The 13,978-nt window shown below is 37.0% G+C and carries 10 protein-coding genes; 9 read left to right on the top strand and 1 reads right to left on the bottom strand.

The annotated features are described in order from the left end of the window. Positions 1-114 precede the first annotated feature (114 nt). From leuC to clpX, 5 genes are all read left to right on the top strand, one after another. The gene (gene leuC, locus BTHG_RS19010) at positions 115-1,542 is read left to right on the top strand and encodes a 3-isopropylmalate dehydratase large subunit (protein ID WP_010678329.1); all 1,428 of its coding nucleotides are present in this window, start codon (positions 115-117) and stop codon (positions 1,540-1,542) included. A gap of 2 nt (positions 1,543-1,544) precedes the next feature. Further along, complete coding sequence (gene leuD / locus BTHG_RS19005) at positions 1,545-2,132, top strand: 3-isopropylmalate dehydratase small subunit (protein ID WP_010678328.1); 588 nt, start codon at positions 1,545-1,547, stop codon at positions 2,130-2,132. Positions 2,133-2,269: 137 nt separating this feature from the next. Beyond that, the gene (locus tag BTHG_RS19000; protein WP_010678327.1) at positions 2,270-3,298 is read left to right on the top strand and encodes a tetratricopeptide repeat protein; all 1,029 of its coding nucleotides are present in this window, start codon (positions 2,270-2,272) and stop codon (positions 3,296-3,298) included. Between the two features lie 200 nt (positions 3,299-3,498). Then, positions 3,499-4,785: a trigger factor gene (gene tig, locus BTHG_RS18995; protein WP_010678326.1), complete on the top strand. Its 1,287-nt coding sequence runs from the start codon at positions 3,499-3,501 to the stop codon at positions 4,783-4,785. Positions 4,786-5,137: 352 nt separating this feature from the next. Continuing rightward, positions 5,138-6,400, top strand: coding sequence for an ATP-dependent protease ATP-binding subunit ClpX (clpX, locus tag BTHG_RS18990; RefSeq protein ID WP_010678325.1), 1,263 nt, complete (start codon positions 5,138-5,140; stop codon positions 6,398-6,400). A gap of 31 nt (positions 6,401-6,431) precedes the next feature. On the opposite strand, the gene BTHG_RS26000 is transcribed toward clpX, so the two are convergent. After that, positions 6,432-7,904 (bottom strand): VWA domain-containing protein, encoded by a 1,473-nt coding sequence (locus BTHG_RS26000; RefSeq protein ID WP_010678324.1) that lies wholly within the window; start codon positions 7,902-7,904, stop codon positions 6,432-6,434. A 248-nt stretch (positions 7,905-8,152) separates the two neighbouring features. On the opposite strand from BTHG_RS26000, the gene lonB reads away from it, so the two are divergent. The 4 genes from lonB (at position 8,153) to BTHG_RS18965 (ending at position 13,920) form a co-directional block, all read left to right on the top strand. Then, positions 8,153-9,832 carry an ATP-dependent protease LonB gene (gene lonB / locus BTHG_RS18980; RefSeq protein ID WP_010678323.1) on the top strand — a complete coding sequence of 560 codons (1,680 nt, stop codon included), beginning with the start codon at positions 8,153-8,155 and terminating at the stop codon, positions 9,830-9,832. Positions 9,833-10,003: 171 nt separating this feature from the next. Next, positions 10,004-12,316, top strand: a complete 2,313-nt coding sequence (gene lon, locus BTHG_RS18975) for an endopeptidase La (protein WP_010678322.1) — start codon at positions 10,004-10,006, stop codon at positions 12,314-12,316. A 9-nt stretch (positions 12,317-12,325) separates the two neighbouring features. Continuing rightward, positions 12,326-12,922 carry a ribosome biogenesis GTP-binding protein YihA/YsxC gene (gene yihA / locus BTHG_RS18970; protein ID WP_010678321.1) on the top strand — a complete coding sequence of 199 codons (597 nt, stop codon included), beginning with the start codon at positions 12,326-12,328 and terminating at the stop codon, positions 12,920-12,922. A gap of 215 nt (positions 12,923-13,137) precedes the next feature. Beyond that, positions 13,138-13,920: a transporter substrate-binding domain-containing protein gene (locus tag BTHG_RS18965; protein ID WP_010678320.1), complete on the top strand. Its 783-nt coding sequence runs from the start codon at positions 13,138-13,140 to the stop codon at positions 13,918-13,920. Positions 13,921-13,978: the final 58 nt, after the last annotated feature.

The raw sequence follows: 13,978 nt of genomic DNA, 5'->3' as shown, positions 1-13,978 counted from the left end.
AATATTATGTCTTGTTATGCATAATCAAATGCATAACAAGACACACTCAGATAGCTCGGTAAATGCCGAGCTTATCTTTTCTAAAAAAAGTGAAAAAGGAGGATGAAGGTACGAATGGCACCGAAAACAATTATTGAAAAAATATGGGATCAACACGTTATCAATCATGAAGAGGGGAAACCAAATCTACTATATATTGACCTACACCTTGTCCATGAAGTAACTTCTCCGCAAGCCTTTGAAGGGTTACGTTTAAAGAATAGAAAAGTAAGAAGACCTGATTTAACTTTCGCAACAATGGATCATAATGTCCCTACTACAAGTGATCGTTTCCAAACAAAGGATGAAATTGCGGCAAAACAGATGAGTGCATTGGAGAAAAACTGTAAGGAATTTAATGTTCCTTTAGCCGATCTTTATAGCCCTGAACAAGGGATTGTTCACGTAATTGGACCAGAACTTGGATTAACACAACCAGGAAAAACAATCGTATGTGGTGATAGTCACACCTCTACACACGGTGCTTTCGGGGCGTTAGCATTTGGAATTGGGACAAGTGAAGTAGAACATGTTCTAGCAACTCAAACATTATGGCAACAGAAACCAAAGACAATGCAGGTAAAAGTTGTTGGTACTCTATCACCTGGTGTTTATGCAAAGGATGTTATTTTATCGATTATTCGCAAGTTCGGTATCGGCTTTGGGACAGGACATGTTATTGAATATACCGGTGAATCAATTCGCGACATGTCAATGGAAGAAAGAATGACCATTTGTAATATGTCTATTGAAGGTGGAGCTAAAGCTGGTTTAATTAGCCCAGATGAAACGACTTTCTCTTACTTAAAAGGAAGAAAGCACAGTCCATCAGGAGCTGAATTCGATGCTGCTGTTGAAAGATGGAAAGCACTTGTAACAGATGAAGGTGCCGCTTTTGATAAAGTTTTAGAAATTCATGCAGATGAAATTTTACCGACTGTAACATGGGGAACAAACCCTTCTATGAGTGTAACAATTGATGATACCGTTCCTTATCCAGAGGATTTTAAAACTGAAGTCGACAAAAAATCTGCACAACGTGCCTATGAATATATGGATCTTGCTCCAGGTACACCAATTAACGAGATTGAGATTCAGCATGTCTTCATAGGGTCTTGTACAAATTCACGGATTGGTGACTTACGAGAAGCAGCACAAATTATTCGTGGTCAAAAGGTATCTCCTAAAGTACGTGCTTTAGTAGTTCCGGGCTCTCAACAAGTAAAACAGCAAGCAGAAAAAGAAGGACTGGCTGATGTCTTCCGTGAAGCTGGCTTTGAATGGCGCGATGCTGGGTGCAGTATGTGCTTAAGTATGAATCCTGATGTAGTACCCGCTGGTGAAAGATGTGCTTCTACATCTAACCGTAATTTCGAGGGAAGACAAGGTAAGGGAGCTCGTACACACTTGGTGAGTCCTGCAATGGCAGCAGCAGCTGCGATTTATGGAAAATTCGTAGATGTTCGCAAAATACAAAAAGTAGCAGCTGGGGAGGAGGCATAAACATGGAACCATTTATCACACATCAAGGTAAAGTTGCAGGGATGGACCGAAATAATGTCGATACAGACCAAATCATCCCAAAGCAGTTTTTAAAGAGTATTGAAAGAACTGGGTTTGGAAAATATGCCTTTTTCGATTGGCGCTTTGAAGCTGACGGAACTCCAAACCCAAATTTTGAATTAAACCGGAAAGAAAATGAAGGTGCGACAATTCTTGTCGCTAACGAAAACTTTGGATGCGGCTCTTCACGGGAGCATGCTCCATGGGCATTACAAGACTATGGATTTAAAGCAATTCTAGCTCCTTCATTTGCAGATATTTTCTTTAATAACTGCTTAAAGAATGGGATGCTTCCTATCGTTTTAGAAAAGAGTGTCATTGAGTATCTATTAGAGGAAGCAAATGATTCAGATTATCAATGCACGATTTCATTAGAGGAACAAACAATTGTCGATTCAAAAGGATTCAAAACAGAGTTTTCAATTGATTCCCATTGGAAGGAAATGCTTATCAATGGCTGGGATGAGATAGATAAAACACTTTCCTATGAGCAACAAATTAAAGAATATGAACTGAAAACTGCGAACTAAAATTGTAGACAAAGTCTTATTAGGACTTTGTCTCTCTTTTTTTATTACTTACTGACCCTCCCCCTATTGTTTTCTCTTTTTTTCATTGATACACTTATAGCTCAAGTAGAAAAACGGATTTGGGGTTGGAAAACTCTATGGAAAAACAGTCTAAAAATAAAAAAATGGATAAGGTAGTTCCTTTTCCTAAACTGAAAGAAAGATTAATTGAAAAAGGTCTTGATGCATTAACTAACAAGAAATTTAAAGAAGCTCTTACATTATTAACACAAGCTCAGGAACTTGAAAGAGGCAACCATGAAATAGAGCTTGGGATTGTAATCTGTCTCTTTGAATTAGGGGAATTAGAGGAAGCTAAAGAAAATTGTTTATTCATGTTAAGGGAAGATGTTGGGGATTATTTTCATGTATTGCAAATTTATGTGACTATCCTCATCCAGCTTGGACAATATGATGAAGTAAAAACAACGATTGAGGCAGTCCTAGATGATAATTCAGTTCCCCCGGAGTATGTAGACAGCCTAGCTCAGCTATTAGAGCTGAGTAAAAGAATGCTTAAAGTAGATGAGGTAGAAATTGAACCTGAAGATTCGAATGAGCATATGACCGAACAGCTACAAAATGTTTTATATGATGGAGAAATGATTGGAAACCAAATAGCCGTTGTTCAGTCCTTGAAGGAGCTAAATATACGGAAATATCTTGATATTCTTGTTCCATTTTTAGCGATGAACGATAAACATCCTGTAGTAAAAACAATCATTTTGCAGCTGCTTGTTTTGAATCAGGTGGACTCCGAGATAGAGGTGGAGAAGTTTGAAGAAAAAATCAAGGTTAACCCCCGGGAACTAGTAGATCCATCGATGTCTCCATTTACAAATCAGGTTCTGTCGATTTTAGAGGAACAATTACAAAATGATAATCCTACTCTTTTTGAAACAGCAAAAGAGATTTGGCTTCAGTTTCTATTTGTACTATATCCGTTCACATTGGAAGAGGAGGACCCAACCATGTATGCTGCAACCCTTCATTTATATAGTGCAGAACTTCATGGATTGGAAATTGAGAATCGAAAACTTGAGCAAATCTATGGTGTAAGTTTATTTGAAATAAAACACACTCTTGATAAACTAGAGAAAGTAGAGCGATTTTTATTTATTGAATAAAATAAAATGAAGATTTTATAATCTTGATTTATTGGTTAAACTTTCTAACAATATAAAAATATTCTATATGTTGAAAGGTGCCTATTCTATGTTATAATGTAATGGTTGTAAAATGCTAGGTTACCGACAAATGGTAATAGTTTTCAAATTTACATATCGGAAAAAATAGTTAGTAAATAGATAGTTGGAGGGAAATTATTATGTCCGCAAAGTGGGAAAAATTAGAAGGAAACCAAGGCGTTTTAACTGTAGAGGTTGACGCAGAAACATTTAATAAAGGACTTGACGATGCATTTAAAAAGGTAGTTAAGCAAGTAAACGTACCTGGATTCCGTAAAGGAAAAATGCCTCGTGGAATGTTCGAAAAGCGTTTTGGTGTTGAATCATTATACCAAGATGCATTAGATATTATTCTTCCAGATGCATATGAAAATGCAATCAAAGAAACTGGAATTGATCCAGTTGATCGTCCAGAAGTTGACGTTGAGCAAATTGAAAAGGGTAAAAACCTTATCTTTACTGCAAAAGTAACTGTTAAGCCAGAAGTTAAACTTGGTCAATACAAAGGCTTAGAAGTTGAAAAACTTGATGAAACTGTCTCTGACGAAGAAGTTGATGCAGAAATCAAGCAATTACAAGAGCGCAATGCAGAACTTGTTGTTAAAGAAGAAGGTACTATAGAAAATGGCGACACTGTTGTCATTGATTTCGAAGGTTTCGTTGATGGAGAAGCATTCGAAGGTGGAAAAGCTGAAAACTATTCACTAGAAATTGGTTCAGGATCATTCATTCCTGGCTTCGAAGAGCAATTAGTTGGTGTTGCTGCAGGAGCTGAAAAAGATGTAGAAGTTTCATTCCCAGAAGAGTACCATGCTGAAAACTTAGCAGGCAAGCCAGCAACATTTAAAGTAAAAGTTCATGAAATCAAGGCAAAAGAACTTCCTGAATTAGATGATGAGTTTGCAAAAGATGTAGATGATGAAGTTGAAACTTTAGACGAATTAAAAGCTAAAACAAGAACTCGTTTAGAAGAGTCTAAAAAGAGTGATGCTGAAAATAGCCTTAAAGATACATTAATTGAAAAAGCAACTGAAAATGCTGAAATCGATATTCCAGAGGCTATGATAAATACTGAATTAGATCGCATGCTTCGTGAATTCGAACAACGTTTACAAATGCAAGGTATGAACCTTGACCTTTACTTCCAATTCTCAGGTCAAGATGAAAATGCCTTACGTGAACAAATGAAAGAAGATGCTGGCAAGCGTGTTCGTGTTAACTTAACATTAGAAGCAATTGCAAAAGCTGAAAACATCGAAGTTTCTGAAGAAGAAATCAATGCAGAACTTGAAAGCATGTCAGGCATGTACGGAGTTTCTGTTGAAGAACTTAAGCAAATGCTTGGTGGCGTAGATGGAATTAGTGAAGATTTAAAAATAAGAAAAGCAATCGATTTTCTTGTAGAAAATAGCAAAAGTGTTGCATAATAATAAATAAGGGAATATCAAGGCGCGATATGATCGTGCCTTGTTTTATACCCAAAACTTGGAAGTAGTACATACAATAAGCATTTGGTAGTAGTTTTATTCTAGCGAATATGGGAACACTTAAAAAGGAGGGTTAACAGCACACATCTCACTAGGGGTTTTACGGCCAAAATTTATTTACATAATGAGCGAAAGAGTTATTATTACCAATCTTAAGAAGAAATATGGTACAATGTGCAATACATAACAGAAATTAGAACTGACGGTAATGGGGCCGGAGTTCAAACAATACTGCCTATGAAAATAGAAGGTAGGCGTATTGTAGAGAGAAGAAACAATAAGGGGTGACAAGATGTTTAAATTTAATGATGAAAAAGGGCAACTTAAGTGTTCTTTTTGCGGTAAAACGCAAGATCAAGTCCGCAAGTTAGTTGCAGGACCTGGCGTTTATATATGCGATGAATGTATTGAACTTTGTACAGAAATCGTTGAAGAAGAACTAGGTACAGAAGAAGAAGTTGAATTTAAAGATGTACCTAAGCCAAAAGAGATTAGAGAAATTCTAGATGAATATGTGATTGGTCAAGATGCAGCTAAAAAATCGTTAGCTGTTGCTGTTTATAACCACTATAAGCGTATTAATTCAAACAGTAAAATTGATGATGTTGAATTATCAAAAAGTAATATTTGTATGATTGGGCCTACTGGTAGTGGTAAAACATTACTTGCACAAACTTTGGCCCGTATATTAAATGTTCCATTTGCGATTGCAGATGCTACATCATTAACAGAGGCTGGATATGTTGGAGAAGACGTAGAAAACATTCTTTTAAAACTAATCCAAGCTGCTGATTATGATGTAGAGAAAGCTGAAAAAGGAATCATTTATATTGATGAAATAGATAAAGTTGCGCGTAAATCAGAAAACCCTTCTATCACACGAGATGTTTCTGGTGAAGGTGTACAACAAGCACTTTTAAAAATACTTGAAGGAACAGTTGCAAGTGTTCCTCCACAAGGTGGAAGAAAGCATCCACATCAAGAATTTATCCAAATTGACACTACAAATATTTTATTTATTTGTGGCGGTGCATTTGATGGAATCGAACAAATTATTAAGCGTCGTCTTGGTAAAAAAGTAATTGGATTTGGTTCTAACATCGTAGAAGAAGAATTAGATCAAAAATCCTTACTTTCAAAATCCTTACCAGAAGATTTGTTGAAATTTGGTTTAATTCCTGAATTTATTGGTCGTCTTCCAGTCATTGCGAGCCTTGAGCCGCTTGATGAAGGTGCTTTAGTCGAAATTTTAACGAAACCGAAAAATGCCCTAGTGAAACAATATCAAAAAATGCTTGAATTAGATGAGGTTGAATTAGATTTCGAAGATGATGCACTAATAGAAATCGCGAAAAAAGCAATTGAGCGTAAAACAGGAGCGCGTGGTTTGCGTTCTATCATTGAGGGAATCATGCTTGATGTTATGTTTGATCTCCCATCAAGAGATGATATTAAAAAATGTATTATTACTGCGGAAACCGTATTAAAAAATACATCTCCAAAGTTGCTTTTGGATGATGGAACTGTTGTTGAGAATACAGAAATCTCTGCATAAAAAAATCCCGAGGAATCTCGGGATTTTTTTATTATTGAGAATTTCGTATTTCATTCATTCGTTTTGTCCAGTCTTCCACTTTTTGTATAATTTGCTGACGTTCAGCCTCTGTTTTTTCTCTGTTATCAGTACTTAACTCATTTTTTAGTTGTGCACTCAGATTCCATTTTTCATCAACTGCCTGTAGTAAAACATCATATGTCTCTGGAGTAATCATGTTTTCAGTACGCATAATTTGCATAGCAGAAATGAATCGACTTCTTTCATTGGTTGCCGCATAGTAAAAATTACTTGCTAGTTTTTCTCTGTCTCTCATTGCATCATTCATTTGGCCCCAATGCTTTAAAAGAGAATTGGATTTACTCATTATCTCTTGAAAAGACGGCACCCATTTATTGGTAATTGAATTATCAAGCTCTTCAATTGTATTGGCAGAGATATATTCCCCATTTCCAGCACTTGCAACTGCTTTAAGCTGATTTTCACTTTCTGCATCCACATCAAATCCTATTATATTAACGGCTCCATTTGAATGCTGATTAGCAAATGCTTTTGCGGTTGCGACAGGGTCTCCTCCACAAGTTTCGATTCCATCACTAATAATGTATAATGTCACATTATTGGACGAGGTTTTTGTTTTTTTATGTACGAAATCAATGGCACTCGCAAGTGGTGTCCAGCCCTTTGCTTGGACCTTATTTACTGCGTCTGAAAAAGCCTCTGGATTGAATTTTTGGAGGGGGTAGACATCTTCAATTTTTGAACAAGAAAGCTGTTTATCTTTTTCCTGATTTGAGCCAGTATGTCCATAGACGACTAGTGAAATTTCTTTTTCATTTCCTACTGTTGAAGCAAATCGACTTGCCGCTTTCTTTGCAATGGCCATTTTTTGCATACCCTGAACTTTTCCATACATACTTCCACTTGCATCAAGTAAAATATAAACTTCACTTGGGAGCGAAGCTTTTTCTACTACCTCATTTTGCATATCTTCCGGTTCTGGAAGATATGGCTCATACCAAGAAACTCCAAAATCTTTTATTTCAGAAATTGAACGATTAAATGCATTGCTACCAAGATAATAATGCAGGGCTTTTAACATATCGGTTGGATCTTTTGTTTCGGAAGTGAACGCTTCAAGTTTACTCGTCAGTTCATCTTCATAATCACCTAGACCAAATTCTCCCCACACCTGCTTTGTTTCTTCCTCGAATGGAATATCTAAAGTGAAAACCCCAGCTGATTGTTCCTGAAAACCCTCTAAAGAGTCAGGGATGGTAATATTCTTAATTTGTTCCATTTCCTTTTCAACGAGTAGATTTTCAGAATTCTTTTCATCAACCTGAGCTATTGTTTCAGTATGTATGTCTTTGACTATATCAGATTCCTCTTTATTGACCTCTTGTTCTTGTGTACGATCGAGTGGCTTCGTTTTATTTTCTGAACAACCACCGGCAATAAAAACAGATACAAGAATAAAAGTCAGTATCCACTTTTTCTTCATAATTTCACTCCTTTTGTATCCACAATATCAATCTTACAGATAATCAGTATTTTTTAAATAGTTCAAAATTACTAGATAAATTTATTGGATTTGTATGAATTTGGGTCTTAACTGATAAGTATTGTCTATGTTTAAGGAACAAATATTACGAAATAGCTATTCAAAAATCCGTCAAAAATGGTTTATTCCGCCTTTACTCAGGGGATAATAGCAGATAGTAGTCTATCTTTGCGAGCAGGAGGAATAATATGAGTTGGACAGGTATTGTTTTATTCGTACAGCTATTCTTTGGAGTCATCATTGGGCTTTATTTTTGGAATCTCCTTAAAAATCAGCGAACCCAAAAGGTATCTATAGATAAAGAATCAAGAAAAGAAATGGAACAACTCCGTAAAATGAGGTCCATTTCCTTAACAGAACCTCTAGCTGAGCGTGTACGACCAACTAGTTTTTCAGATATCGTTGGCCAAGAGGATGGAATTAAGTCCTTAAAGGCAGCACTTTGTGGACCAAATCCTCAGCATGTCATTATTTATGGACCGCCCGGAGTAGGTAAAACTGCAGCAGCACGACTTGTGATGGAAGAAGCAAAACGTAATCCAAAATCTCCATTTAAGCAGTCGGCTGTTTTTGTTGAATTAGATGCTACCACTGCAAGGTTTGATGAGCGAGGAATTGCGGACCCTTTAATTGGTTCTGTTCATGATCCGATTTATCAAGGTGCAGGTGCAATGGGGCAAGCGGGTATTCCACAGCCAAAGCCTGGTGCAGTAACACATGCTCATGGAGGTGTATTATTTATTGATGAAATTGGGGAGCTTCATCCAATTCAAATGAACAAAATGCTTAAGGTGTTGGAAGATCGTAAGGTATTTCTTGAAAGTGCTTATTACAGCGAAGAAAACACACAAATTCCTACACATATACATGATATTTTCAAAAATGGATTACCAGCTGATTTTCGAATGGTTGGTGCAACAACACGTACGCCTAATGAAATACCTCCAGCAATTCGTTCGCGCTGCCTTGAAGTATTTTTCCGTGACTTAGATCAAGACGAATTAGCAATAGTGACTAGAAAAGCGCTTGAGAAGGTTAAAATGGAAGCGACAGAAAAAGGGGTTGCTACACTCGCTTCCTACGCCCGAAATGGTCGTGAAGTAGTGAATATGGTTCAAATTGCTGCGGGAATTGCTATTTCAGAGGAACGTGAGTTTATAAAGGATGAAGATATCGAATGGGTACTTCATTCTAGTCAGTTAACACCGCGTCATGATAAAAAAATATATCCAAGTGCAAGAGTAGGTCTTGTTAATGGTTTAGCGGTATATGGACCGAACACCGGAGCGCTGTTAGAAATCGAAGTAACCGTAATCCCTGCTAAAGATAAAGGAACAATTAATATTACTGGTATCGTTGAAGAAGAAAGCATTGGGGACCGAGGAAAGTCAGTTCGAAGAAAAAGTATGGCCAAAGGATCTATTGAAAATGTTATTACGGTACTACGTTCAATGGGTGTACCGGCTCATGATTATGATATTCATGTTAACTTTCCTGGTGGAATTCCAATTGATGGCCCGTCTGCTGGAATTGCGATGGCCACAGGAATTTATTCCGCGATTCATAAATTCCCTGTTGATCATCAAGTTGCTATGACAGGGGAAATTAGCATTCATGGAAATGTAAAACCAATTGGTGGAGTTGTTCCGAAGATAAAAGCAGCTAAGCAAGCCGGAGCAAGGAAGGTCATCATCCCAAAAGAGAATATGCAATCAATTTTAAAAGAAATTGAGGGGATTGAAATAATTCCAGTGACAAATTTAGAAGAAGTATTTGAAATCGCTATTGAAACACCGGAACGACAAAAGCAATCCAAGCAATCAATCATTCCGGCGCAAGCGAACTTTTCTAAAACAGAATCTGTTTAACACCTAGTCAGTTTAAAATAGAAAGACTTCGACATACTAAAAAAGAGCGTCGGAGTCTTTTTTATTTTTATTTTTCTAAAAGAAAAATCCACTAAAATAGACACTAGCTTTTAAATAAGATAAAATTTACATTTAAGAACTATATTTATTCAAATTTTGAGGTGTTTGACAATGACAAGAAAAAAAGAAATCATTGTTCCTCTTTTACCGCTTCGTGGATTGCTCGTATATCCAACAATGGTTTTGCATTTGGATGTTGGTCGTGACAAGTCAGTGCAAGCATTGGAAAAAGCAATGGTAGAAGACCATATCATTTTTTTAACAACCCAAAAAGATGTGGCGATTGACGATCCTACAGAGGATGATATTTATACTATAGGAACATTAACGCAAGTTAAGCAAATGCTTAAACTTCCAAACGGAACAATACGTGTATTAGTTGAGGGTCTTCATCGTGCGGAGATAAAAGATATTTATGATAACGATACCTACTTTTCAGTGAAAGTAAAAACATTTGAAGAAGACGAAACAAAGGATGTTGAGACAGAGGCACTCATGCGTATGATGCTTGAGTCTTTCGAACAATACATAAAGCTTTCTAAGAAAATATCGGCTGAAACATATACATCCGTTACAGATATTGAGGAACCGGGTAGAATGGCGGACATCATTGCTTCGCACATTCCTCTTAAACTAAAAGAAAAACAAGAAATTCTCGAAACAATCGATGTTCGCGTTAGAATGAACAAAGTTATTACAATTATTAATAATGAAAAAGAAGTGCTAAGCCTCGAAAAGAAAATAGGCCAGCGTGTTAAGCGTTCTATGGAAAGAACCCAAAAGGAATACTATCTACGCGAACAAATGAAGGCTATTCAAAAGGAATTAGGGGAAAAAGAGGGCAAAGCAGGTGAAGTAACAACCCTCAAAGAAAAAATTGAAAATGCGGGGATGCCAGAACATGTGAAGGATGTGGCGTTAAAAGAGCTTGACCGCTACGAAAAAATCCCGCAAACATCTGCAGAAAGTGCAGTTATTCGAAACTATATTGAATGGTTATTATCCTTACCATGGACGAATGCAACAGAAGATCGGCTTGATATTCATCGTGCGGAAGAAATACTTGAAAAGGACCATTTTGGCCTTGAGAAGGTTAAAGAAAGAGTGCTTGAATATTTAGCAGTTCAACAATTAACAAACTCTCTAAAGGGGCCAATATTATGTTTAGCTGGGCCTCCAGGAGTTGGAAAAACGTCATTGGCAAAATCAGTAGCAAAATCCCTAGGACGAAATTTTGTGCGAATTTCACTTGGAGGCGTTCGAGATGAATCAGAAATTAGAGGACACCGCAGAACATATGTAGGTGCGATGCCAGGACGTATTATCCAAGGAATGAAAAAAGCCGGTACCATCAATCCAGTCTTTTTATTAGATGAAATTGATAAAATGTCGAGTGATTTTAGAGGGGATCCATCAGCAGCGATGCTCGAAGTATTGGATCCCGAGCAAAATTCCAATTTTAGTGATCATTTTATTGAGGAACCTTATGATTTATCAAAGGTTATGTTCATTGCCACGGCTAATAATTTAGCAACCATTCCTGGACCGCTTCGTGATCGGATGGAAATCATCACAATCGCTGGTTATACTGAGCTTGAAAAGGTCAATATCGCCAAAGATCATTTATTGCCGAAGCAGCTTGAAGAGCATGGTTTAACGAAAGGTAAGTTACAAATGCGTGAGGATGCTCTTTTAAGTGTTATTCGTCATTACACAAGAGAAGCGGGTGTCCGTGGACTTGAACGTCAAATTGCGAAAATCTGTCGTAAAGTTGCTAAAATTATCGTTTCCGGTGAAAAGAAACGAGTTGTCATAACTGATAAAAATGTTATTGAATTTTTAGGAAAACCTATATTCCGCTATGGTCAAGCGGAAATTGAAGATCAAATTGGGGTTGCTACTGGACTTGCATATACCGTATTCGGGGGGGACACCCTATCAATCGAAGTTTCCCTAGCACCTGGTAAAGGAAAGCTTGTCCTTACAGGTAAGCTAGGAGATGTAATGAAAGAATCTGCTCAAGCAGCATTTAGCTATATTCGATCAAAGGCGGAAGAATTAAAAATCGACCCAGATTTTTATGAGAAAAATGATATTCATATCCACGTTCCTGAAGGCGCGGTTCCAAAGGATGGACCATCAGCAGGAATTACAATTGCAACTGCACTTATCTCTGCTCTTACTGGAAGAGCGGTTCGTAAGGAAGTTGGAATGACAGGAGAGATTACATTAAGAGGACGTGTCCTACCAATTGGTGGCTTAAAGGAAAAATCACTAAGTGCCCATCGTGCAGGATTAACGAAAATTTTGTTCCCAAAAGAAAATGAGAAAGACCTAGAAGATATTCCTGAAAGTGTAAGAGAAGATGTGGAATTTGTTCCTGTTTCTCATTTAGATGAAGTCTTAAAACATGCGTTAACTTAAGGAGAGATTATGAAAGTAACAAGTGCAGATATTGTGATAAGTGCCGTAAAACCAGAACAATACCCAGAAGGAGATTTGCCTGAATTTGCACTGGCAGGCCGTTCGAATGTTGGAAAGTCATCATTTATTAATAAAATGATAAATCGTAAAGCATTAGCCCGAACGTCGTCAAAGCCTGGTAAAACGCAAACCTTGAACTTTTTCATTATCAATGAATTATTGTATTTTGTGGATGTTCCAGGTTATGGGTATGCCAAGGTATCAAAAAAAGAAAGAGAAGCATGGGGGAAAATGATTGAAACGTATTTAACAACACGAGAACAACTTAAAGCAGTTGTTTTAATTGTTGATTTACGTCACCCTCCAACAAACGATGATGTACTAATGTATGATTTTGCAAAACATTATGAACTACCAGTTGTCGTAATTGCAACAAAAGCAGATAAAATTCCAAAAGGAAAATGGGATAAACATGTAAAGGTTGTCCGCGAAACTCTAGAGATTGAGCCGGGAGACCATCTTATTAAATTCTCTTCAGAAACTGGCTTAGGAAAAGAGGAAGCTTGGACCGTCTTACAATCTTATATGAACGACGAAAACAGTTGAGGCAATTTGCTCAACTGTTTTTTTTTCAGTAAGAAAAAACAAGGCTTAGCGATTCTTAAGCCAATATGAAGAAACGAGGAGATTCAAGGGTGATTTTACCGATTAGGTTATATGTAAGTGGTTGGACTAATAAGATATAAGGAATATTAGGTATTCTCTACTAGCGAATTTCGTCATGAATTTTTAGTAGGAATAAAAAGGGGGAAGTAAGAACGGTGAAGAAGAGACTCGCTGCTATTATAGTGTTGTTGATGATTGTCGGTGTTATGGGTGCTTGTGGTAGTAAAACATCATCGTCAGGTGGGATGAAATTAGTTGAGGATGGTAAGTTTACATTTGCTTCATCTGGAGAATACAATCCATTTAGTGTTACAGATGGGGACGGAATTATGACAGGCTTCGATATCGACGTAGCAGAGGCAATTGCTGAGGAGCTAGGCTTAGAACCTACTCAAAAAAGGTTTAAATTTAATAGTATTGTAGAAGGGGTAAAAACAGGCCGTTTTGATGCTGCAGTGGCAAGCCATACGATAACAGATGAACGTAAAGAGCAAGTTAATTTCTCAACGCCTTATTATTATTCAGGTCCCCAAATATTTGTAAGACCGGATAGTAATGTTCAAAGCCTAGATGATCTGAAAGATTTGGAAATCGCTGTTTCAAAAGGATCAACATACGCAAAAACGGCACAAGAGGTCACTAACAATGTCATTCAATATGACAGTGATGTTACTGCATTGGAAGCATTGTCGATTGGGAAACATGATGCAGTAATCACAGACTTCCTAACAGGGAAAGAAGCAATCGGAAACGGTGTAGATATTGAAGGGAAAGATATTCTCGGCTTAAGTGAGCAAGCGATTGCGGTTGCAAAAGATAATGAAGAATTACTGAAAAAAATAAATGAAGCATTAGAAAAACTTAGGGAAGATGGAACTCTGAAAAAAATTAGTGAAAAGTATTTCAAAGAAGATATTACGACTAATCCGGAAGAGTAACATAAATTCTTCGAAACGAATGTGTTTTTCCTACGCATTCGTTTCTTTTTCTAAAGGA

The sequence above is a fragment of the Bacillus timonensis genome, assembly GCF_000285535.1.
Taxonomy (GTDB): Bacteria; Bacillota; Bacilli; order Bacillales; family Bacillaceae_L; genus Ferdinandcohnia; species Ferdinandcohnia timonensis.
The sequence above is the reverse complement of the archived record's forward strand: the minus strand, read 5'-3'. Positions and strand labels throughout refer to the sequence as shown.